The following is a 22,814-nucleotide window of genomic DNA, read 5'->3' on the forward strand; positions in this document are numbered from 1 at the left end:
AATTAGCCAGCAGTTTACTCTGTTTCTGTGACGTATTTCCTTATCAGCTGGTCGGCTTCGCTCAAGCGTCTCATAGCGCTATACTGCCCCGCCTTTGTCGTGTCGGCTACACCTTAGACGTGGTGTCTGGACTTCTTTTCTCAGTGTTGGAAGCCGGACCTGCGCGCCCGGACGCTGCTTTTCGTGATCAGACGACTTTCGCCTGCTTCCAAAACGACGCCACGGACGAGACACGAGAACCGCGCAGTACTGATAGCCTAATAAGGAGCGCGTACATGACCGTGATCAAGCAGGATGACCTGATCCAGAGCGTTGCTGATGCCCTGCAGTTCATCTCCTATTACCATCCCGTGGATTTCATCCAGGCCATGCACGAGGCCTACCTGCGTGAGGAATCCCCTGCCGCACGCGACTCCATGGCCCAGATCCTGATCAACTCGCGCATGTGTGCGACCGGCCACCGTCCGATCTGCCAGGACACGGGTATCGTGACCGTATTCGTCAAGGTTGGCATGGACGTGCGCTGGGACGGCGCCACAATGAGCTTGGACGACATGATCAACGAAGGCGTTCGCCGCGCCTATAACCTGCCGGAAAACGTTCTGCGTGCATCCATCCTGGCCGACCCGGCCGGTGCGCGCAAAAACACCAAGGACAACACCCCGGCTGTCATCCACTACAGCATCGTTCCTGGTGACAAGGTTGAGGTTGATGTTGCAGCCAAGGGCGGCGGCTCCGAAAATAAATCCAAGATGGCCATGCTTAACCCGTCCGACTCTATCGTCGACTGGGTTTTGAAAACCGTTCCGACCATGGGTGCAGGCTGGTGCCCGCCCGGCATGCTGGGTATCGGCATCGGTGGTACGGCCGAAAAGGCAGCGGTTCTGGCCAAGGAATCGCTCATGGAGGAAATCGATATCCATGAGCTGAAAGCCCGCGGCCCGCAGAACCGTATCGAAGAGCTGCGCCTGGAGCTATTCGAAAAGGTCAACCAGCTGGGTATTGGCGCTCAGGGCCTGGGCGGCTTGACCACAGTTCTGGACGTCAAGATCAAGGACTATCCGACTCACGCGGCCTCGCTGCCGGTGTGCATGATTCCGAACTGTGCAGCGACACGCCATGCCCATTTCATTCTGGATGGCTCTGGCCCCGCTGCCCTGGAAGCTCCGCCGCTGGATGCCTATCCGGAAATTGTCTGGGAAGCTGGCCCTTCTGCACGTCGCGTCAACCTGGATACGGTAACCCCGGAAGAAGTATTGACCTGGAAACCAGGCGAGACCTTGTTGCTCAACGGCAAGATGCTGACCGGCCGCGATGCTGCGCATAAGCGCATGGTCGATATGTTGAACAAGGGCGAGACGCTCCCCGTAGACCTCAAGGGTCGCTTCATTTACTACGTTGGCCCGGTCGACCCGGTTGGCGACGAAGTCGTAGGTCCGGCAGGCCCCACCACGGCTACCCGCATGGACAAGTTCACCCGTCAGATTCTTGAGCAAACGGGTCTACTCGGCATGATCGGCAAATCCGAGCGCGGCCCAATCGCCATTGAAGCGATCAAGGACAACAAGGCGGTTTACCTCATGGCCGTAGGCGGTGCAGCGTATCTGGTGGCCCAGGCGATCAAGGCCTCCAAGACCCTGGCCTTCCCTGAGCTGGGCATGGAAGCGATTTACGAGTTCGAGGTCAAGGACATGCCGGTCACCGTTGCGGTCGATAGCAATGGTGAGTCCGTGCATAATACCGGCCCGCAAATCTGGCAGAAGAAAATCGCTGAAAGTCTGGCGGTTGAAGTTTCCTAAGCCCGTAGGATGAACAATAAAGCCCGGTACAGCCGGGCTTTATTGCATCTGCACCACTGACTCAAGGCTCGATACGTGTACCGAGCACTTCCAGAAACTTGCGCAACCACTCCACATGAGCGGTCCACACCGGACCGGTTACCAGCTTGCCGCTGACATGAGCACCGTCCATGGGTAATTCAATATAGGTCCCACCGCCCCCTTTGACATCAGGCGCACACGCCGGATAGGCATTGCACTCAACGCCATCCCTGAGCACGCCGGCCGCTGCCAGGATCAGGGGACCATGACACAGTGCAGCAACGGGCTTGTCAGCCTTGAAAAATCCTCTTACCAGCTCAAGCACCTGTTCGTTGACGCGCAAATACTCGGGTGCCCGCCCTCCAGGAATGACCAGAGCGTCATAGTCGTCTACACGTGCCTTGGCAAAGTCCCCATTGAGCGTAAAGCGATGGCCCGGCTTTTCACTGTAGGTCTGCTCACCAGTGAAGTCATGTATGGCGGTTTGCACAGTATCGCCGGGTGCCTTGCCTGGACAGACAGCATCCACCTGGTGTCCGGCAATCTGTAGCGCCTGGAAAGGCACCATCACTTCATAGTCTTCGATGAAGTCACCTACCAGCATGAGAATTTTCTTTGCCGCCATAGCAGTCTCCTTCCAAAGGTGGGTTCGACTGTTCTTCGAGCAGAGGGTCCACCTGCAGTTCCCTGGCAGACCCGGCGCCTGAATATTTCCTGTGCGCTATGTAGGCAGTTGCCTGGTCTTTTCTACCTTGGGCAACAAATGCCTGATCAACCATCGCCGGGTAGGTGCCACGGCCTGCTCCTGGAAAATCACACAGATGAAAATCACAAACAGCAGGAAGAGTCCGTAAACCTCAATGGCGTTCTCTACGTGACCGGCAGCCTCGATACACGCGCTCCAGTTGCTAAAGCACAACGGGAAGTCACCCATAATCCATTTCTCGAGCGTCATGAACAGTCCTGACAATGGCACATGCAGTGCGAACATGGACAGTGATGCCGCACCCAGCCGGGGCGACCAGTGTTTAAGCCATTCGCTCTTTGGTTCCTGCGCCAATGCGCTGAGATAGACCAGTATCAATTGAGACGGCAGTAACAGACCGTTATGAAGAAGGAAGTACCAGAGTTTGGGACCATGGGTAAACAGCGCGGTGGCCACTGCAAAACTCAATAGCAGATAGCCGGTCATCACCAGGCGGATGGCCCGGCTTGGCTGCGCGCCTCGCTCACTTTGCTGACGGAAGAGGCCATACGCCACGATGCCAGCCAGAAACTCCGGCAGGCGCAGCAATGGGACTCGTTGCAGCAAACCGGTATACGGCATGCCGTAATCCTGGCTCCAGATCACCAGAACAGGAGGAATCAGGTAGCACAGGCCTATGATGGCAAGCACACCCCATTTGTTGCGCGCACGCATCAGGCGCGGCGCCGCATAGGGAAAGACCAGATAGAAAAAGAATAACGCCGAAATGGACCAGAGCGGCGCATTGAAGGTGAGGTAGTAGGGATTCCAGGCCTGCAGCATCGTAATCTGCAGCAGCCCATTGAATGCAAGCTCCAGATTGGTCATGTAGTGCTGGAACAGTTCCGGATTGGTTCGGGCCAGCACCTCGTTGGTGTCGTAAACCACGAACCGGACGCTGGCCTTGGCTCCATCAGGCGGTATGGCCATGAAGCCGATCCAGGTTACGACGACTATGGAAAACAGCAGCGCGAATATATGAATCGGATACAGATTGGAGAATCGCTTAACCCAGAAACTCCTGGCAGGCTCTCGCATCTGATTATCAGTGAGATAGACGTGCGCCAGCAAGAACCCGGACAGAACAAAGAAGGTACTGGTCGCAAAAAAACCCATACTGGTCAGTTCGTCCAGCAACGGAACGGTTTTGCGTTCGGGATAAAAATGAATGGTGTGGTAGATGACCACATAAAGACCCATCAGGAAGCGAAGCCACTCAAGCCCAATGAATCGTTGTTTTTCTATTTTGAGCATTACGCTCACTCCTTACTGCAAGGCGCGTAGTGTATCGCCTTAAAAAAATGCAAGGCTTGCTTTACTCAAGACTTACGCTTGCTCAGAACGGTCAGCACCAGACGGTCCAGCGTACCCCAGAGACGCTCACGCAGGCGTTTCCACCAAGGGCGGTTGCGCCAATCCTTTAGCGTGATTTCGCGGCTTTGCTGGAAGTCCGCTAGAAAGCACTCACTGACGGCCTGACTCAGCGTCGGGTCAATGGCTTCCAGGTTGGCGTCAAGGTTGAACCGAAGATTCCAGTAATCAAAATTGCATGAGCCTACGCTGACCCAGTCATCGACCTGAACCATCTTGAGGTGGGAAAACCGCGGCTGATATTCATAGATCTTCACGCCTGCCCGGAGCAAGCGCGGATAATAGCGCTGCCCGGCAAAACGGACGGGGGGATTATCCGTATGCCGGCCCGTCAGAATCAGCCTCACGTCGACGCCTCGCTGAGCGGCCTTGCGCAAGGCTCGCCTGACCCGCCACGACGGTAGAAAATATGGCGTAGCAAACCAGATACGCTTCTTGGCAACAATCAGGGCTCGAACCAGGGACAGTACAATGTCCCGATGCTGGCGAGCATCAGCATAGGCCACCCGCCCAAGACCCGAAGTTGCCTGCGGCGGTCTTGGAACCAGAATACGACCACGGCTGGCCTCAGGCTTCCAAGCATGCCGCTGATGGCAGGCTTGCCATTGGCGCTGGAACAAGCTCATCCAGTCGGACACCAACGGCCCGCGCATGCTCACCATCACTTCATGCCACTGGCAAAGCTCCTCCCCTGGCGTCCAGAAGTCATTGGTTGCCCCGCTTCCACCCACAAAGGCCTGCGACTCGTCCACAATCAGGAGCTTGCGATGGTCACGGTATAGGTTGCGCCAGCCACGCCAGAGACCTACCGGATTATAGATACGCACCTGACCGCCCGCTTCGCTCAACTGGGTCCGGTGCATGTCGTCCATCTTGAGCGTACCAAAACCATCGAAAAGACAACGCACCTGTATTCCCCGATGCGCCGCCTCAATCAAGGCCTCCATCAGGGCAGTTGCACACGAGCCCTTTTCTACCAGATAGAGTTCGATGTCGATGCTATACCGGGCTTTGGATATGGCTTCCAGCATGGCAGGAAAAAAACACCCGCCATCAACCAGCAGCTCATATTCATTTTGTTCGCGCCATGGATACACCGCACCTGGCATGATGACGCTCCTGAAAAGCCCGCCACTCAGGTAGGGGTAGGCACGTGGCGAAGGGTTAACAGCACAGAAACGGGCACCTCAGGTGTAATCGAGGGGACACTGGCAATTTCCTTGAGCTTGTCCAGCCCTTCCAACAGGCTGAAGTCAATCGCCTTGATCAACACCGGCTGCAAAGTACTGACCTGAACCAATGTTTCCCCGATTCGGGTAACCGAAACATCCGCTTTCAAGCGCTGCTTCTGGCCGTTGATTTCAAGCTCGAAGTCCAGCTTTTCCTGGCGAATGCTTCCTACCGGCATTTGCTCCCAGGTAGGCAGATCGATCTGACTGGTAATGACCGCTTCCGGATACTGATCTGCCTTGAACAGAGTTTCTCTCATCCGCTCGGTTTGTAGCGCCAGGGTGTTGTCCAGTGACTCGTATGGAAGCGCCAATCGAGCACTACCATGCTGATCGATCACGCCCGTTACGGTGGAAAAAAATTGAACGTCAGCCATGTTGCCGCGCTTCACGGTTACAAAGCTGACACGAGAGTAGCTTGACTCAACCTGCCAATCCGCGAAGACAAAAGGACTGAAGGCCACTGTGAGGGCTAGGATAAATGCGCGCATGAGCTCTCCTGAGAGTTTGTCCGGCTCACCAGGACCTTGCCGCACAGTATTGACATGAGCCTCTTGCGAGCGCCTTCTATCCAACAGACTGAGCAGCGATAGACCCGACCGGACCTGATCCAATCACGGTATGGCTTATACGGCACCCATCACAACGGCGAGTTCCCTGCCCACATGAGGAGTGTGAGCAAGGACACTTCTATAGCGGGTAGTCGGGACGACGACTGCTCCAGTCCACGCGATCAGGAAAATGCTGGGTCACATCGGAATTGAGCGGCTTGGAAACCAGAAAGCCCTGCATGATCTCGCAGCCGTGCTCAAGCAGCCACTCCCGCTGCTCAAGTGTTTCGACACCTTCTGCCACCACCTCAAGCCCCAGGTTACGTCCCAACTCAAGAATAGTGCTGACGATTGCAGCATCACGTGGCGAGTCGAGCATATTGGCAATGAACAACTGGTCGATCTTCAAGGTATCGAGCTCGAAGTGACGCAGGTAGGCCAGTGAAGAATACCCCGTACCAAAATCATCCACGGCTGTTCGAACACCAAGCGCGCGCAGTTGTGCCAGTTGAGCACGGGTGTAATCAATGTCATGCATCAGAGCCGTCTCGGTTACCTCAATCTCGAGCTGATCGGGTCGCAAACCATAACTGTCGATGATCTGCCGAAGGCTTTCAGCCAACTGCGGCATGCCGAACTGGACAGGACTCAAATTGATGCTCAGCAAAAGCCCGTTGCCGTAGACTTCGGACAGGCTTTGCAGCTTCATAGCGCCTTCGCGAAAGATCCAATCACCGATGCGATTGATCAGCCGAGTCTCTTCCAGCAGCGGGATAAAGACGTTCGGTGAAACCTTGCCCGCCACGTTGTGCTCCCACCGCAACAAGGCCTCAAAGCCGCGCAGCTTGCCGTTTTTCAGGTATACCTGAGGCTGATAAGCCAGCACGAAATCCTTGTTATCGATGGCATTGCGGACGCTCTCCTCCAACATGAGGCGCGAGCGTGCACGGCCATTCATCTCCGGTGAGAAGAAGCGGTATTGCTGGCGGCCACCTCGCTTGGCTTCATACATGGCGATATCGGCCGAGCGCAGCAATCCGTCGACACTATGACCACACTCGGGATAGCTCGCGATCCCGATGCTTGCGCCCAAGCTGACCTCTACACCGTCAACAGTGTGCGTTTTGGTCATCAGCTCAAGCAGCTTTTCGGCGACCCGGGCGGCATCCTCGGGATGATCCAAGGTATCAAGCAACGCGGTGAATTCGTCACCGCCCATACGCGCCAGTACATCGTAAGGACGCATACAGGTTTTGAGCTGTTCGGCAATCATGCACAACACACGGTCGCCAGCCTCATGACCAAGCGAGTCGTTCACCTTCTTGAAGCCATCCAGATCAATGTAGAGAACGGCCATGCGCTTGCCGTTACGCCCCGTACGAGCCAGTGCTGCCTCCAGGGTCTGGTTGAAGCCCCGCCGGTTGAGCAAACCGGTCAAGGCATCGGTAACCGCCTGCGATTCCAGTTGATCCTGCAGCTCGCGCATCATGGACATGTCGAGTGCAATCATCACCATGGCGCGCTGCATCCGCGGCAGAGGCGCACAGGAAAGAGTCACCGGCAATATGCCGCCTCGGGATGTGCACAGACTGGCATCATGCAGGCGATAGGTTTCACGTCTTTCATAGTGCTCCATGAACGTCGAGTCGGCCCAGCTATCCCCTAGATCAGGATTGCTCAAGTGAGCCATGAACTCGGAATTCACGAGATCGCTGATATGACGCTTGAGCATGCGGGCAATCGCCGCATTGGCAAATGTGATCAGGCCATGCTCATTAACGACCAGAATGCCTTCCGCCGCATTATCGAGCAGGGAGTCACTAAATGCCTTGGCAAGCTCCAGCTGCTGACTCAGCTGCAGGAGTTCGCGACGATTGCGCTCATGTTCGAGAAGGGAGCGCACCTTGTGCCGTAGAATGTTGGGATCGACCGGCTTGAGCAGGTAATCCACCGCACCGGTAGCATAGCCTCGTAGAACAGCCTCGTAAGAGTGAGCCTCGGCAGAGACGAATATGATTGGTGTAAAGCGGGTGCGCAGATTGCCGCGTATCATCCGAGCGACTTCGAAGCCGTCCATGATGGGCATTTGCACATCCAGCAGTACGAGATCTATAGGCTCATCGAGCAAGTATCTCAAGGCACGCTCACCCGAGTTGGCGGTCAAGACACGCCAGTCCTCTATTTCAAGCAGTGCCTGCATGGCCATGAGGTTTTCTACCCGGTCATCGACAACGAGCAGTACAGGCCCCTGATTGATACTAGGAACTGGACTTTCCGTGTCGCCTCCTTTCAGTTCGTACTGCACTGAATACAACTCCTCCCTTCGAGCACTCGGCAAGGCTCTACTGCATGCCACTAATAGAACCGAGGTTTGGCGATAAGGTTATTATCCAGAACAACAAAAATACAGCGCCATTTTCTTGACCAAACCGTGACGCTACCAGATTCCGCTAAACGGTAGCATCACGGAGGGTGCACTTACTGGGTCACTGCACCAGGCAACGGCCTTAGATTGACCTCGACACGACGGTTCTGAGCACGACCATCAGCGGTCGCATTGGTCGCGATCGGTTGGTCCGGCCCGGCACCACGCGTACTAACACGTGAAGCATCGACACCCTGAGCGACGAGGTAGTTCGCTACACTCTGGGCACGTCGATTGGACAGATCCATGTTGTGCGCACGGCTACCTGTACTATCGGTATAGCCCACAATTTCGACACTGTTCTGATCGAACTGCTTAAAGGATGTCGCCAGATCGTTCAACGGCTTGTAGAAATTGCCAGCGATATCGGCCGAATCCGTTGCAAACGTGATGTTGCCCGGCATGATCAGCTTGATGTCATCACCCTGGCGCTGTACTTCTACGCCAGTGTTCTGCATTTGACGACGCAGCTCGGCTTCCTGACGATCCGCATAGTAACCATAGCCCGCTGCCGCTGCGCCTACCGCCGCTGCGCCAATCAAAGCGCCCTTGCCGCGATGGTTATGATCAATGGCTGCGCCGGCGACAGCACCCGCCAATGCGCCCAGGCCGCCATAGGTCGCGGTACGGGATCCGCCACTACCGCCCTGGTTTTCGTAAGGATTACTGGATGCACACCCTGCAAGTAGCGCACCGGCCAGTGCCAGAATCAAAGGACGCTTCATAGACGCCATGAACTTCTCCAACTTCTAACGGACCTGTGAAAACAGCTCTTTTCACAGAAAGAATAGCCATGAGCAGTCATGCTTTCGCATGAAAGTCCTAATGAACCCATGGCGAAAGAGCGGTTTACCGGTATCAGGACGAATAATCAATTCGCTTCAGCGAAACGGCTGAACGACCGCACAAGACTAGTCGATAAACGTGCCCCTCTCTGGACGAAACCGCTAAACGGTAGTGTACGACCAGATGCCGACGCACCTTCTTGAACAATCAGCGTATCTGCATCAGACATTAGGTAGCTAAACAACATTGTATATCGTGTCATTTCGATATAAGGTTCGCCTTATCCCGATAAACCGATATGTGAACATTATGGATATCGATGATCTGATCAAGGCGATAGCCAGCCCCGTCCGACGAGACATTCTGGCCTGGCTGCGTGAACCGGAAAAACACTTCATCCAACAGGACCACCCGTTGGAGATTGGCGTGTGCGCAGGCCTTATCGATCAGAAAACGGGACTTTCCCAATCCACAGTCTCGGCTCATCTAGCCACGCTTCAGCGTGCCGGCCTCGTTACAACCCGGCGTGTTGGCCAATGGGTCTTCTACAAGCGTAACGAAGCAGTGATCAATGCCTTCGTCGAGCAGCTGGGCCGAGAGCTCTGATTTTTCCGCCTTACCATAGAGAGATGCGATGCCCGCTTCATTGTTAGTGCTGGCGCTTAGCGCCTTTGCCATCGGCACCACCGAGTTTGTGATCATGGGGCTTTTGCCCAATGTAGCTAATGACCTTCATGTCAGCATCCCATCAGCTGGCTGGCTCGTCAGTGGGTATGCATTAGGTGTTGCAATCGGTGCGCCCTTCATGGCGATGGTGACGGCCAACTGGCCACGCAAGATGGCCCTGCTCGTGCTGATGGGCATCTTTATCATTGGCAATGTGCTCTGCGCCTTAGCCGGAGACTACAACGTCCTGATGCTGGCTCGCGTCATCACGGCGCTCTGCCACGGCGCATTCTTTGGTATCGGCTCGGTGGTAGCGGCCAGTCTGGTGCCAGCGAACCGCCGAGCCTCTGCCGTCGCGCTCATGTTCACAGGCCTTACGCTGGCGAACGTTCTTGGCGTACCGCTAGGTACAGCACTAGGACAGGCAACCGGTTGGCGTTCAACCTTTGCGGCCGTATCCCTCATCGGTGTCCTCGCGCTGGCAGGTCTCTGGCTTGTTCTGCCCGGCAAGGCGCCACAGGAAAAAACCGACCTGCGCCGTGAATTGGCGGCGCTGAAGGGGGCCGGTTTCTGGCTGTCCCTCTCGATGACAGTGATGTTCTCTGCCTCGATGTTTGCCCTCTTCACCTACATCACACCGCTGCTTACTGATGTAACAGGTCTGTCAGAGTATGGCGTAACCAGCACGCTGCTATTGATCGGTGTAGGCCTTACCCTCGGCAACATCCTGGGTGGACGCCTTGCAGACTGGCGTCTGTCCACAACGCTCATAGGTATCTTCATCGCGATGGCCGTCGTGTCATCCCTTTTGGCCTGGACCAGTCATAGCATGGTCGCTACCGAGATCACCCTGTTCCTGTGGGCAGCTTGCGCCTTTGCAGCGGTTCCCGCACTTCAAATCAACGTGGTCACCTTTGGCAAGGACGCACCCAACCTCGTTTCCACCTTGAACATTGGCGCTTTCAACGTCGGCAACGCGCTGGGCGCCTGGGTGGGAGGAAGCGTTATCGCCCATGGACTGGGCCTGACCAGCGTTCCGCTGGCTGCCGGGGGACTGGCCCTGATTGCCTTGATTCTGACCCTGTTGACCTTTAGCCATGCCCGGAAAAGCGGCTTGGCTGTCAGCCAATGATTCACCTACGGAGTCGTTACCATGCCCAACCTGTTTGATCCGATCAAAATCGGCGCACTGGAATTGCCGAACCGCTTCGTTATGGCACCGCTGACCCGTTGTCGCGCAGATGATAATCGCGTCCCTACCGACCTTATGGCCGAGTACTACGCGCAGCGTGCGTCGGCTGGTCTGATTTTAAGCGAGGCCACCTCCGTCGATCCAATGGGCGTGGGTTATCCAAATACCCCGGGCATCTGGTCCGACGAACAAGTGGAGGGCTGGAAAAAGATCACTTCAGCCGTGCACAAGTCAGGCGGTCGCATCATGCTGCAACTCTGGCACGTAGGTCGTATTTCCGCACCGCTTTACCTCCAGGGCGAAAAGCCGGTGGCTCCAAGCGCCATCGCCGCCAACGGTCATGTGAGCCTGGTCCGTCCCAAGCAGGAATACGTCATCCCGCGTGCTTTGGAAACCGAAGAGATTGCCAGTATCGTCGAGGCTTACCGCAAGGGTGCCGAGAACGCCAGAAAAGCGGGTTTCGATGGCGTAGAAGTTCACGGGGCCAATGGTTATCTGCTGGACCAGTTCCTGCAAACCAGCACCAACCAGCGTACCGATCAATATGGTGGCTCCATTGAAAACCGGGCTCGCCTGATGCTTGAAGTGACCGATGCCTGTATCGATGTCTGGGGCGCCGATCGTGTAGGCGTTCACCTTTCGCCTCGGTGTGACCTGCATGACATGGGCGACGAAAATCCGGCCGAGACCTTCGGCTATCTGGCCCGTGAGCTGGGCAAGCGCGGCATTGCCTTTATCTGCGCCCGTGAGGCTGAAGCTGATGACAGCCTTAGTCCACAACTTAAGGACGCTTTTGGCGGCGTTTTTATCGCCAATGAACGCTTCACCCATGACAGCGCCAATGCCTGGCTGGAAAGTGGAACCGCCGACGCTGTGGCGTTTGGTGTTCCGTTTATAGCCAACCCTGACCTGCCGGAGCGCTTTGCCCGTCAGGCCATGTTGAACGAGCCTCACCCGGAAACCTTTTACGTGCCTGGCCCTGTAGGTTATATCGACTACCCCCGGCTGTAATAAAAAAAGCCCCGCTCTGGCGGGGCTTTTCATGTCTGAAGAATGTCAGCGGCGGGTGTTAATCTGCTGCTGAAGGTTCTGCAGCTGGGTCTGAATCGTACTGATATTGCGCACGGTCTGGGCCCTGAACGCATCGAACGAAGCGGAATCCGGTCCACTGTTGTTGCTACGTGAGTCCAGCTCACTGCGCAGTACAAGAAGATCCTGCTGCAGGTTTTCGATAGCGCCAGAAGGGTCGCCCCGTTTCTTGAGCGCGGCGATATCTGCCTGCAAACTCTTGTTTTGCGCCGTGAGCGAATCGATCTGATCACTGAAGCGTTTCAAATCCCCTTGCGCCGCTTTCAGGACAGCCTGCTCATCAGCCAACGCCGTTATACGGCCATTCAGATCTGAAGCGTTGCCCTGCTGCGTCTTGATGTCAGCAGCCAGCTGGTCGATTCGCTTGTCCAGGGCACTTTGCGCATCCACCGCTGCCTGTTGCTGGCGGGCCACGTCTGCTACCTTGGTCTCGATATTCTTCAGCCGCAACAACAAGGACTCACGACTGGACGTCCCGCTTGACTCGCTGGCAACCAGCTTGCCCGAGATATCCTGAAGCCGACCCGCAGCTTCTTCACTGATTCGTGCAAAGTTCTCCTGGGTCGCGACGACCTGCTCCTGCATGAGCTGAATTTGCTGATGGCTCCACCAACCCAGCCCCGCCAACGCAATGATCATGGCCGCAATCAATGCCCATAGAGGACCTGTGCTCGGAACGCGGGCCGGTTTGGCTCCACGCGAAGCCCGTAATGGCTCTTGGGGATTAGCCGCGACATGGGCCTCGACTTCCCGCCCCTGTTCCACAGGCGCATGGCGATGATGCCGACCGTGGCTGGCACGCCCAAAGTCTTCGCTAAGGTCCTTGTCAGGCGTCAGGCTGGGTACATTGTCGAGTTCATCAAATGAATCGTTTCGCATGGCGGACCTTCATTGGTGAAAAAAGCATGAGCCGACAGGCACGGGGCTTGCTCTCAAAAAGCTAGTATACAAATGCCATCACAGCGCTGGCAGTCTGGCGTTATCGCCTTGCGGAGCGGTTTTCAATATATTCATCCAAAGCTTTCCAGACCGTGGTCTGGGGTTGAAAACCCAGGATATCGCGGGCCCGATTGATATCCAGTGTAAAATTGCGATCCATCAGGTGCAGAGGATCGGGTTCACGTTCTTTTCTGGCGGATTTGATTGCAGCAAGCATATCTTGCAGCAGAACCTTTGGCTGAATGCGAGCCGTGGCCTGCCCCAGAACCGGAAGCTTCAGACGGCGCATCAGATAATTCACCACGTCCCATACCGGCTGAGATTGCCCCTCGCTCAAGTTGAAAGCCTTGTTCAGCGCGTCTGGGTGCTCGGTCATAAGTGCAACACCCAAGGCTGTGCAAAGGCTGTTCATGCTAGTGAAGTCCCAGCGATTGAGACCGTTACCCAATTGACGCAAACGTTTTTGACGGTTGAGCTGAACAAGCTTTGGCGCCCAAGCGTTATCGGGCAGCCCAATAATCTGCGCAGGGCGCAACACAATGACGTCCAACCCGAACTCTGCTGCTGTAAAAACCAGGCGCTCGATCTGCAAGCGCCGCTGCGCCTCGACTGTCCGCGGCTTGGCAGGTACGGCATCCTCCTTGAGCGCCTCCCCTCCCGCTTCGTAAACATGGCTGGAAGATAGATAGACCAGGCGCGAGACCCGCATATGCAGGCAGGCCTCGATAAAGGAAAAACTGGCGTCCATGGCCTGCGCCGAAAGATCGCCTACGCCATCGGTACAATGTGCAACGGCATCGATATCATCACACAGGCGCCGCGCCTGCTCCGTGTCGGTCAGGGTCCCCGGGATATATTCAGCGCCCTGCTTTACCAAGGCATCGAGCATAGCTCCCGGCTGACCGTGAATACGCACCAAATGCTTGTCCGCCAATAGATCCAGGGCGAGGCGTGCACCAATGTAGTCACTCGCGCCCGTCACCAGAATTCGCATCAGATCTCCCCGTCAAGTCGCTACCAGCCAACAGGCTGCCTGGCTCTCCAGATGTCGAGTCAAGGCCGTCAGCAAATCACCACCGTTACGCCAGGAATGCCAGTACAGCGGCACATCGATCACCTGCCCCGGCACCAGATCAATTAATTCGCCTCGCTCGCGCTCCGCCTGGGTTTGCAGCTCGGGAAGCAACCCCCAGCCAAGCCCGTTGGCGACCATTTTCACGAAGCCCTCCGAAGAAGGACATAGATGATGATCGAAATGACCAGTAAAGCCCAGCCGTGCCAGGAAATGATGCTGAAGCTGATCATCCGGCCCATAGACGACTGCAGGCACCTGAGCGAGGCGCTCAGCCGTTACGTCCTCGGACAAGTAATGTGCATGAAAGGCGGGGCTGGCGACTGCCCGGTAACGCATGGCGCCCAGCAATACCGCCCGGGCACCGGCGACCGGACGTGCACTGGCACAGACGCAGGCGGCTACCTCCCCGGCCTGCATACGCTTGAGTCCCACCTCCTGATCCTCGACAACCAGATCCAGCAGGATCCCCTGTCTGGTACAGAAGGGGCCGATACTGGCCGCCCACCAGGTAGCCAGACTGTCGGCATTGATGGCGACCCGCAAACGCTCCACCGTCCTGGCTTCATCAAGCCCCGGCACCTGACCATGGAGGTCGCGTTCAAGCAATCGCACCTGCTGAACATGGTTTAGAAGCCTTTGCCCTACATCAGTAGAGGTGGGTGGTGATGTACGCACAATGACAGGCTGTCCAATGCGGGCCTCCAGCAGCTTGATTCGCTGTGAGACCGCAGACTGGGACAATCCCAGTACATGTGCCGCGCGCTCAAAACCGCCCTGCTCTACGACAGCGGCGAGCGCAGCCAAAAGTTTATAATCAAACATCAGTTTTCCTAATGACTGATCAGCACTATTTGTTTTTCTTATACAGGCTTTCTCTCCAGACTGGCCATCCCTTTCTGGAGAACACTGATGTCTCACGCCATTCATGATCTTTCGCTTCTGCTGAGCCAGATGCAGCCTGTGCTCAATCCAGGCCAATACGTGTTTTGCTCGTTGCATGAACAGACGTTGCCACAGGACGTAATCCCCCTGGCAACCTTCAGGGAGCAGGAAGGCCTGACCGTTGTACTGACCAGGCAAGATGCTGACCGCTTAGCGCTCTCCTATAACTATGTAGCTGCCTGGATTACCCTGAACGTTCACTCCGCACTGGAGGCTGTTGGTTTGACTGCCGCGTTTTCGAACGCCTTGGCACAGCAGGGCATCAGCTGCAATGTAGTCGCCGGCTTTTACCATGATCACCTCTTCGTCGCAGAGGCGGACCAAGCACGCGCCATGGCTGCCCTACTCACGCTGGCGGGCCAATAAGATGTGGCAGAGCTATCTGACAGGACTCATGACCATGGGCGGTCTGATCATAGCCATCGGTGCGCAGAACACATTCATCCTTGCCCAAGGATTGCGCAGGGAACATCACCTGCCTGTGGCCGCGCTTTGTCTGTTCTTCGATATCAGCCTGGTAACCATTGGCGTGTTTGGCCTGGCCACCTTACTGGCCGGGGATGCCTGGCTGATGGGCGTCTTCAAATGGGCTGGTATTATCTTTTTGCTCTATTACAGCATCTGTGCCTACAGACGAGCACTTACGTCACAGTCACTGCATAGCGCAGCGGCGGCACCCCGCTCATTGGGCAAGACGCTGGGCATTGCGCTAGCCGTTACGCTACTCAATCCCCATGTCTATCTGGATACCGTTCTGGTTCTCGGAGCGTTAGGTAACCAGCAGCCGGCACCACTGGCTTTTACGGTCGGTGCAGGCTGCGCGTCTGCTCTCTGGTTCTTCACATTGGCAATCGGCTCGGCGCAGCTGGCACCCTACCTGACCCGACCGCGCGTATGGCGCATGATCGATATGGCGATTGGAACCGTCATGCTGATCACGGCCATACAGCTCATCCTTTACAAGCCATAAGACCTTCTGTCGGGTTTGTTACATGGCGAGCTAACGAAGCGAGTGCTATGATCCCCCGCCGCGGTATTGAGCCTAATGCCTTACCGCAGGTTAGGCCGGCGCCTGATCGGTCGACCATTGCCGTGCAATGCCCTGACGAAACATTATGGAGAGATAACCATGGCTTTCGAATTGCCGCCGCTGCCCTATGAGAAGAACGCCCTCGAGCCGCATATTTCCGCCGAGACGCTGGAGTTCCATCACGGCAAGCACCACCAGACCTATGTCACCGCACTGAACAACCTGGTGCCCGGCACTGAGTACGAAGGCAAAAGCCTGGAAGACATCATCAAGACGTCCTCTGGCGCGATCTTCAACAACGCTGCCCAGGTATGGAACCACACGTTCTACTGGAACTGCATGACGCCTAACGGTGGCGGCCAGCCTACGGGCGCCCTGGCAGATGCCATCGCAACGGCATTTGGTTCCTTTGACAAATTCAAGGAAGAGCTGACCAAGACGGCCATCGGCACATTTGGTTCCGGCTGGGCCTGGCTGGTCAAGAAGGCGGATGGTTCCCTGGCGCTGGCCAGCACCATCGGTGCTGGCAACCCCATCACTTCGGGTGATAAGCCCTTGCTGACCATCGACGTGTGGGAACATGCCTACTACATCGATTATCGCAACCTGCGTCCAAAGTACCTCGAGTCCTTCTGGAATACGGTGAACTGGGACTTCGTAGCGAAAAACTTCGCCGCCTGATCCTGGTATCTCTCGACAAAACCCGGCTTTTCGCCGGGTTTTGTTTTTAAGTCATGCCTACTTTTGCGAAGAGACAGCTAGACTCGGTTATTACACATTTCATCCTGTAGTAGACATAGGATGGCAAAGCCATCCATGGAAAGGAGCACGGAGTGAAACTGAGCATTCGGCATAGCCTGTCGTTGAAGCTGCTGCTTGTAGCATTACCAACGGCCTTGCTCGTCGGACTGCTGTTAGGCATCGTACAGATTGCCTATGAGGCCAGACAGGTACGTGATCAGATTCAGACGGACGCACGCCAGACGCTGTCCATGTTCAGGGACCCTGCCACCCAGGCCATGTATCGCCTGGATGACACCATGGCCGAACATGTTACCCGTGGCTTATTCAAGCATCCCTCCATTCGTGAAGCTTACATTGGCACTCCCGGCGAGCAGCCCTTATCAGAGCACGCTCGCCCACTGCTCAGCGGCTCGACACGCCTGCTTACTGATAGGCTCTTTGACAAAGAGCAGCGCTTCAGCATCCGTCTTACAGGCGAGCCACCGGTTGAGGAGTATTATGGCGACTTGCGCATCGCTGTGGACACAGCCCCTTACGGGCAGAAATTTTTAAAGAACTCAGCCTTTATTCTCGTCTCGTTACTGGTTCGCGTCCTGATTCTGGTGCTGGCGCTTTATCTGGTCTATCACTGGATTCTGACGCGCCCCCTTTCCCGACTGCTCAACCATCTGGCGGCGATCAAACCCGGTCTGCCAGGCCACAAACCTCTCCCCCTCCTCAAAGGACATGAGCAGAACGAACTGGGCCGCTGGATAAACACTGCCAACCAGCTACTTGCCTCGATCGAGCAAAACACAGCGCTTCGTGAAGAGGCCATCAGCAACCTTCAACGGATCAGTCAGCATGACCTGCTGACCGGCCTTTCCAATCGACAAGCCTTTCATGGTCAGCTTGAGTGGACCCTTTCCGAGGCGGATCGACAAAACCTGAGCGTAGCCGTGCTGTGCCTGGGCCTTGATGATTTCAAAAGCATTAACGAGCAATACGGTTATCAGGTAGGCGACAGGCTTCTGCTCAAACTGGTAACCCGGCTGCGGGCGGGCTGCCCGGGAGTAGACGGTTTTGGGCGGCTGGGAGGGGATCGCTTTGCGCTCATCAAACTGATCAGGCAACCCGACGAAGCCGCTGAACTGGCCCATGCTGCTCTGGATGCACTCGATTCGCCATTCAGTGTCGAACAGTATCAAGCCCACCTGAGCGCTTCGATCGGCATCACGCTATACCCGGAGGATGGCCAGACCGCCGACCAGTTGATGCAGCGTGCCGAGCAGACGATGGCCCTGGTAAAAACCCAGGGTCATAGCGGCTACAAGTTCTACGTGGCCAGTGTAGATCAGGACATCCGCTTCAGGCGCGGGTTGGCAAAGGACCTTCGTGAAGCCCTGAGACGCCAGGAGCTTTATCTGGTCTACCAACCTCAGATTGACTATGCGAGCCAACGGATTAGTGGAGTGGAAGCCCTATTGCGCTGGAATCATCCTGTCCACGGATTCATTCCACCCGATGTATTCATTCCCCTGGCCGAGCGCACTGGCAGCATCGTAGCTCTCGGAGAATGGGTGCTTGAGCAGGCCTGCAGTCAACTGCATACCTGGTACGCAAGCGGTTACACCTCCCTGCGCATGGCCATCAATCTGTCGGCTGTGCAGCTACAACAGGAAAATCTGCCTGCGTTTATACAATCGCTCCTGTTACGCCACGGGATTCCGCCCAAGCGGCTGGAGCTTGAGGTTACTGAAACGGCACTGATGGAAGATGTGGACACTGCCGTGCAAACGCTGCGTCGTCTCAGGGAAGTCGGCGCGCTGATAGCACTGGATGATTTCGGCACCGGTTATAGCTCTCTGGCTTATCTGAAGCGACTGCCTCTGGACAAAATCAAAATCGACAAGAGTTTCGTGCAGGATCTGAGCGACGAAAAAGACGACGCCCCCCTGGTACGCGCCATCATCCAACTAGGCAAAAGCCTCAACAAAGAGCTTATCGCGGAAGGTGTGGAAACCGACCTGCAGGAGGCCTACATTGTGGAGCAAGGCTGTGACGAGGGTCAGGGTTATTTCTACAGCAAGCCAATCCCCGCTGATCAGATCCCCGCGGTTATCGAGGCGCGTACTCAAGGTCTGCCCATTTCACGGGTTATGCCAGTAAAGCACTGACCCCTGGCGAAAAGGGTTTTCAAAAATGAAAATCTTTCGCATTATTATCCGGCTTTTCTCCAGGCTCATGTAATGAGCACCCTATTTTAGAAAAGGATTCCGGAATGACCCGTATGCACTGGGCGAGCGTAAGCCTCCTCGCTATCGCCATTTCCCTGGCAGGCTGTGGTGACGACAAGAAAGAACAGGCACCCGCCAATCAAGCAGCAGCCCCTGCAGCCACCTCAGCGACAACGTCACAGGCGGCGAAACCGGATGAAGCCGCGGCCAAGGCCGTGATCAAGAATTACGCTGACATTGCCGAGGCTGTGTTCAGCGACGCCTTTACAGCGGGTCAGAATCTGCAGAAAGCCGTCGATGCCTTCCTGGCCTCCCCTTCCGACGCCACACTAAAAGCGGCTCGAGAGGCCTGGATGGCAGCGCGCACGCCCTATTCCCAGTCAGAAGCCTTCCGCTTTGGCAACCCTGTTGTGGATGACTGGGAAGGTCAGCTCAACGCATGGCCTCTGGATGAAGGCCTGATCGACTATGTTGCATCCGATTATCAACATGCGACCGGTAACCCGGCTGCTACTGCCAACATCATTGCCAACGAAGAGATTCAGATTGGTGAAGACAAGGTTGACGTCAAGGACATTACTGGTGAAAAGCTGGCCAGTCTGAATGAGCTGGCCGGCTCGGAAGCCAACGTGGCGACGGGTTACCATGCAATCGAATTTCTGCTGTGGGGTCAGGACCTTAACGGGACAGGCCCCGGTGCAGGCAACCGCCCCGCAACGGATTATCTTGCAGGGGATGGCTGCACGGGTGGTCACTGCGATCGCCGTCGCGCGTACCTGAAAGCGGTAACTGATCTCCTGGTTAACGACCTTGAGTACATGGCTGGTCAGTGGAAGCCGGGCGTACCTGATAACTACCGCGCGACGCTAGAACAGGAAAGTGCAGACTCCGGTATTCGCAAGATGCTGTTTGGCATGGGCAGTCTGTCGCTGGGAGAACTGGCCGGCGAGCGTATGAAGGTATCTCTAGAAGCTAACTCGACTGAAGACGAGCATGACTGCTTCAGCGACGATACCCATCACACCCTTTATTACGATGCACTGGGCATTCGCAATGTTTATCTGGGTCAGTACAAGCGTATCGACGGTACAGAAGTGAAAGGCCCAAGCCTTTCCGAACTGGTTGCCAAGGCTGACCCGCAAGCCGATGCCACGCTCAAGGCTGATCTCGACGATACCCAGGCCAAGATGCAGGCCATTGTTGATCGTGCCGAGAAGGACGGTGTTCATTACGACCAGATGATCGCTCCGGACAACACCGCCGACCAGCAAAAGATCCGTGACGCCATTCAGGCCCTGGTCAAGCAGACCGGCGCCATCGAACAGGCCGCGGCCAAGCTGGGCATCCAAGATCTGAAGCCCGATAACGCCGATCACGAATTCTGATCCGCCCCAAGGGCACGGCGTTTTTACGAAGCCACGGCAGGCCCTACCTGCCGTGGCTTCGATACGTTCAGGTCGATCATTTAACGGTACCGTTTGGCTCTGATGACACTAGCTCCCCTTCGTTTGGCCCCCCTGGCGCTTCTCGTCTCGCTTCTCAGTGCCTGTGATGACTCACCGCACTTTACCCACGCAGAACCGGGCGAGGCCTTGTCGGCGGGTACAACCAGCGTCAATGACCAGAGCGCCAATGCCTTTTCGTTTCCCTCCAACAACCTGACGCCCGTTCAGCGTCTGGATTTCAGCGTAGGTAACAGTTTTTTTCGCAATCCCTGGGTCATCGCGCCCTCCTCCACAACAGCGCGAGATGGTCTGGGGCCGTTGTTCAATATCAACGCCTGTCAGAGCTGCCACCTGAGCGACGGACGTGGTCATCCCCCGGGCCCGCACGTAACCAACGCCTTCACCATGTTGGTCAGACTATCCATACCCGGCGGACCGCAGGATCAGGAGACCCTGAAAAGACTGGGCGTTGTACCCGAACCCACCTATGGCGGACAGCTACAGGACAATGCCATTCCTGGCGTACCGCCAGAGGGCAAGGTCAGGTTCGATTACGCGGACGTACCGGTCACACTCAAGGACGGCACCGTCATCACCCTGCGAAAACCTACGCTGCACATAGAAAATCTCGGGTACGGTCCGTTTCATCCACAAGCCCAGTTCTCTGCGCGTGTAGCGCCACCCATGATTGGTCTGGGCCTTCTGGAAGCCATATCGGAAAGTGAAATCCTCAAGAATACTGACCCCAATGATGACAACAGGGATGGTATTTCTGGACGAGCCAACTGGGTCTGGAGCTTTGCGGAGCAGAAGACCATGCTGGGCCGCTTCGGCTGGAAGGCAGGCCAGCCCACACTTGACCAACAGAACGCCACGGCGTTTTCCGGCGACATGGGTCTGACGACCAGCCTGATCCCCAATGACGATTGCACAGAGGCTCAGACAGCCTGCAAGCAGGCACCCAAAGGGGGAGATCCGGAAGTCAGCGACAATATTCGCCGCATGGTGCTCTTTTATACGCGCAACCTTGCGGTTCCCGTCAGACGCGGAGTCGACAAGCCCTCCGTGCTGCAAGGCAAGACCCTGTTTTACGCATCGGGATGTCCTGCCTGTCATATACCCACCTTCCAGACGGCTGCCAACGCTGCGGTCCCTGAACTGGCCAATCAGACCATTTACCCCTACAGCGATCTTTTATTGCATGACATGGGCGAAGGACTCGCCGACAATCGCTCCGAATTTCTGGCCAGTGGTCGTGAGTGGCGTACTCCCCCCTTGTGGGGAATAGGCCTGACACAAAAAGTCAGTGGTCATACGCAATTTTTACATGATGGTCGTGCTCGCAACCTGCTTGAAGCCATTCTCTGGCATGGCGGAGAAGCCGAGTCGGCCAAGCAAAACGTATTGGGGCTCAACGCCGAAGAGCGTGCTGCCCTGCTTGAGTTTCTGAATTCGCTATAAGGAGCGTTGCATGTTCCGCCCTCGGCTTTTGCTAACCGGGCTTGCCCTGGCACTCGGTGCCTGCTCGCCACAGAATCAACAGGCCCAGACCAGCGCCGCCCTGGCCGAGCAGGTCCTGCTACCGGCGTACGCTCGCTGGGTGGAAACCGATCGGGCATTGGCGAGCAGCGCCGTAGCCTTCTGCTCCGGCAAGGAAGAGCTTGGCAAGGCTCGTGAAGCCTTTTTCAACGCACAAAAGGCCTGGGCCGAACTGCAACCGCTGTTGATCGGCCCGCTGGCCGAAAATAATACGGCTTGGCAAGTGCAGTTCTACCCCGACAAGAAAAACCTGGTCGCCCGCCAGGTGGAACAGCTGCTCAAGAGTAATCCTCAGGTTGATAAGGCCACCTTGGACAAAGCCAGCGTTGTCGTCCAGGGCCTGACGGCGTATGAATACATTCTGTTCGACAGCAATATCGAACTGGCTAATGCAGAACAGAGGGCACGCTACTGTCCGCTTCTGACAGCCATTGCCGAGCACCAGCAGGAACTGGCACAGCGTATCCTTACCCGCTGGAAGGATACGGATGGCATGCTGGCGCAGCTCTCCAAATTTCCGAATCAACGCTATGCCGATGCTCAGGAAGCTATTGCCGACCTTTTGCGGGTACAGGTCACAGCGCTAGACAGCCTGAAGAAAAAGCTGGGCGTTCCGCTGGGTAGACAAAGCAAAGGTATTCCACAGCCGTACCAGGCTGAAGCCTGGCGTAGCGAGTCGTCGCTTCTCAGTATTGCCGCGAGCCTTGCTGGCGCCCAGGCGCTGTGGAATGGCGTAGACGGTAAAGGGCTACGTGCCTTGTTGCCCAAGGAACAAAAACCCTTGGCTGATAAAATCGATACCGCTTATGCCGAGAGCAGCAAACAGCTGGCAGAGCTGCAACAACAGCCGCTGAAGTCCTGGCTCAGTAACGAGGCGGGCGTCGCCAAACTGAACGCCTTTTATGACAGCCTCAATACCGTACATCGTCTGCATGAAGGCGAGCTGGCTAAAGCCCTTGGCATCCAGTTAGGGTTCAACGCCAACGATGGTGATTGAGTAACGACATTGG

At 56.2% G+C, this 22,814-nt stretch carries 20 protein-coding genes; 11 read left to right on the plus strand and 9 right to left on the minus strand.

Translation table 11 applies throughout. The features are described from left to right. The first annotated feature begins 275 nt into the window (after positions 1–275). Positions 276–1,799 carry a fumarate hydratase gene (locus tag JQR90_RS14050; RefSeq protein ID WP_010795264.1) on the plus strand — a complete coding sequence of 508 codons (1,524 nt, stop codon included), beginning with the start codon at positions 276–278 and terminating at the stop codon, positions 1,797–1,799. Between the two features lie 61 nt (positions 1,800–1,860). Here JQR90_RS14050 and JQR90_RS14055 read toward each other — a convergent pair whose 3' ends face one another. From JQR90_RS14055 to JQR90_RS14080, 6 genes are all read right to left on the minus strand, one after another. After that, on the minus strand, positions 1,861–2,445 hold the full coding sequence (locus tag JQR90_RS14055) for a DJ-1/PfpI family protein (protein WP_010795265.1): 585 nt from the start codon (positions 2,443–2,445) through the stop codon (positions 1,861–1,863). A gap of 96 nt (positions 2,446–2,541) precedes the next feature. Further along, the gene (locus JQR90_RS14060; protein ID WP_010795266.1) at positions 2,542–3,819 is read right to left on the minus strand and encodes an acyltransferase family protein; all 1,278 of its coding nucleotides are present in this window, start codon (positions 3,817–3,819) and stop codon (positions 2,542–2,544) included. A 65-nt stretch (positions 3,820–3,884) separates the two neighbouring features. Further along, entirely contained in the window at positions 3,885–5,045 is a 1,161-nt protein-coding gene (locus JQR90_RS14065; protein WP_010795267.1) for a phospholipase D-like domain-containing protein, read from the minus strand. Positions 5,046–5,071: 26 nt separating this feature from the next. Further along, a complete protein-coding gene (locus tag JQR90_RS14070) occupies positions 5,072–5,656 on the minus strand; it encodes a YceI family protein (RefSeq protein ID WP_010795268.1) in 585 nt (194 codons plus the stop codon). 199 nt (positions 5,657–5,855) lie between these two features. Next, positions 5,856–7,922 (minus strand): EAL domain-containing protein, encoded by a 2,067-nt coding sequence (locus JQR90_RS14075; RefSeq protein ID WP_230382121.1) that lies wholly within the window; start codon positions 7,920–7,922, stop codon positions 5,856–5,858. 272 nt (positions 7,923–8,194) lie between these two features. Next, positions 8,195–8,875: an OmpA family protein gene (locus tag JQR90_RS14080; protein WP_010795270.1), complete on the minus strand. Its 681-nt coding sequence runs from the start codon at positions 8,873–8,875 to the stop codon at positions 8,195–8,197. A gap of 361 nt (positions 8,876–9,236) precedes the next feature. Here JQR90_RS14080 and JQR90_RS14085 point away from each other — a divergent pair, with 361 nt between their 5' ends. The 3 genes from JQR90_RS14085 to JQR90_RS14095 are packed head-to-tail and all read left to right on the plus strand — an operon-like array spanning position 9,237 to position 11,796. After that, on the plus strand, positions 9,237–9,533 hold the full coding sequence (locus tag JQR90_RS14085) for an ArsR/SmtB family transcription factor (protein ID WP_010795272.1): 297 nt from the start codon (positions 9,237–9,239) through the stop codon (positions 9,531–9,533). 28 nt (positions 9,534–9,561) lie between these two features. Then, positions 9,562–10,725 (plus strand): MFS transporter, encoded by a 1,164-nt coding sequence (locus JQR90_RS14090; RefSeq protein WP_074824730.1) that lies wholly within the window; start codon positions 9,562–9,564, stop codon positions 10,723–10,725. 21 nt (positions 10,726–10,746) lie between these two features. Continuing rightward, positions 10,747–11,796 (plus strand): alkene reductase, encoded by a 1,050-nt coding sequence (locus tag JQR90_RS14095; protein WP_286790164.1) that lies wholly within the window; start codon positions 10,747–10,749, stop codon positions 11,794–11,796. Positions 11,797–11,841: 45 nt separating this feature from the next. Here JQR90_RS14095 and JQR90_RS14100 read toward each other — a convergent pair whose 3' ends face one another. The 3 genes from JQR90_RS14100 to JQR90_RS14110 all read right to left on the minus strand — a co-directional run bounded on the left by JQR90_RS14100 (position 11,842) and on the right by JQR90_RS14110 (position 14,710). Then, positions 11,842–12,753, minus strand: coding sequence for an ATPase (locus tag JQR90_RS14100; RefSeq protein WP_434140074.1), 912 nt, complete (start codon positions 12,751–12,753; stop codon positions 11,842–11,844). Positions 12,754–12,853: 100 nt separating this feature from the next. After that, complete coding sequence (locus JQR90_RS14105; RefSeq protein ID WP_125887701.1) at positions 12,854–13,807, minus strand: NAD-dependent epimerase/dehydratase family protein; 954 nt, start codon at positions 13,805–13,807, stop codon at positions 12,854–12,856. Between the two features lie 12 nt (positions 13,808–13,819). Further along, a complete protein-coding gene (locus tag JQR90_RS14110) occupies positions 13,820–14,710 on the minus strand; it encodes a LysR family transcriptional regulator ArgP (protein ID WP_010795277.1) in 891 nt (296 codons plus the stop codon). An 87-nt stretch (positions 14,711–14,797) separates the two neighbouring features. Between JQR90_RS14110 and JQR90_RS14115 the strand changes: the two genes are divergently transcribed. The 7 genes from JQR90_RS14115 (at position 14,798) to JQR90_RS14145 (ending at position 22,801) form a co-directional block, all read left to right on the plus strand. Further along, positions 14,798–15,196, plus strand: coding sequence for an ACT domain-containing protein (locus JQR90_RS14115; protein ID WP_010795278.1), 399 nt, complete (start codon positions 14,798–14,800; stop codon positions 15,194–15,196). Position 15,197: 1 nt separating this feature from the next. Then, positions 15,198–15,800, plus strand: coding sequence for a LysE/ArgO family amino acid transporter (locus tag JQR90_RS14120; RefSeq protein ID WP_037029672.1), 603 nt, complete (start codon positions 15,198–15,200; stop codon positions 15,798–15,800). A gap of 159 nt (positions 15,801–15,959) precedes the next feature. Further along, a complete protein-coding gene (locus JQR90_RS14125; protein ID WP_010795280.1) occupies positions 15,960–16,541 on the plus strand; it encodes a superoxide dismutase in 582 nt (193 codons plus the stop codon). 152 nt (positions 16,542–16,693) lie between these two features. Beyond that, positions 16,694–18,760: a putative bifunctional diguanylate cyclase/phosphodiesterase gene (locus JQR90_RS14130; RefSeq protein WP_010795281.1), complete on the plus strand. Its 2,067-nt coding sequence runs from the start codon at positions 16,694–16,696 to the stop codon at positions 18,758–18,760. Between the two features lie 104 nt (positions 18,761–18,864). Beyond that, a complete protein-coding gene (locus JQR90_RS14135; RefSeq protein WP_010795282.1) occupies positions 18,865–20,205 on the plus strand; it encodes an imelysin family protein in 1,341 nt (446 codons plus the stop codon). Positions 20,206–20,307: 102 nt separating this feature from the next. Further along, positions 20,308–21,726 carry a di-heme oxidoredictase family protein gene (locus JQR90_RS14140; protein ID WP_286790161.1) on the plus strand — a complete coding sequence of 473 codons (1,419 nt, stop codon included), beginning with the start codon at positions 20,308–20,310 and terminating at the stop codon, positions 21,724–21,726. Between the two features lie 10 nt (positions 21,727–21,736). Beyond that, positions 21,737–22,801, plus strand: coding sequence for an imelysin family protein (locus JQR90_RS14145; RefSeq protein WP_286790160.1), 1,065 nt, complete (start codon positions 21,737–21,739; stop codon positions 22,799–22,801). Positions 22,802–22,814: the final 13 nt, after the last annotated feature.

It is taken from the genome of Pseudomonas sp. JZ114 (genome assembly GCF_051027705.1).
Taxonomy (GTDB): Bacteria; Pseudomonadota; Gammaproteobacteria; order Pseudomonadales; family Pseudomonadaceae; genus Chryseomonas; species Chryseomonas luteola.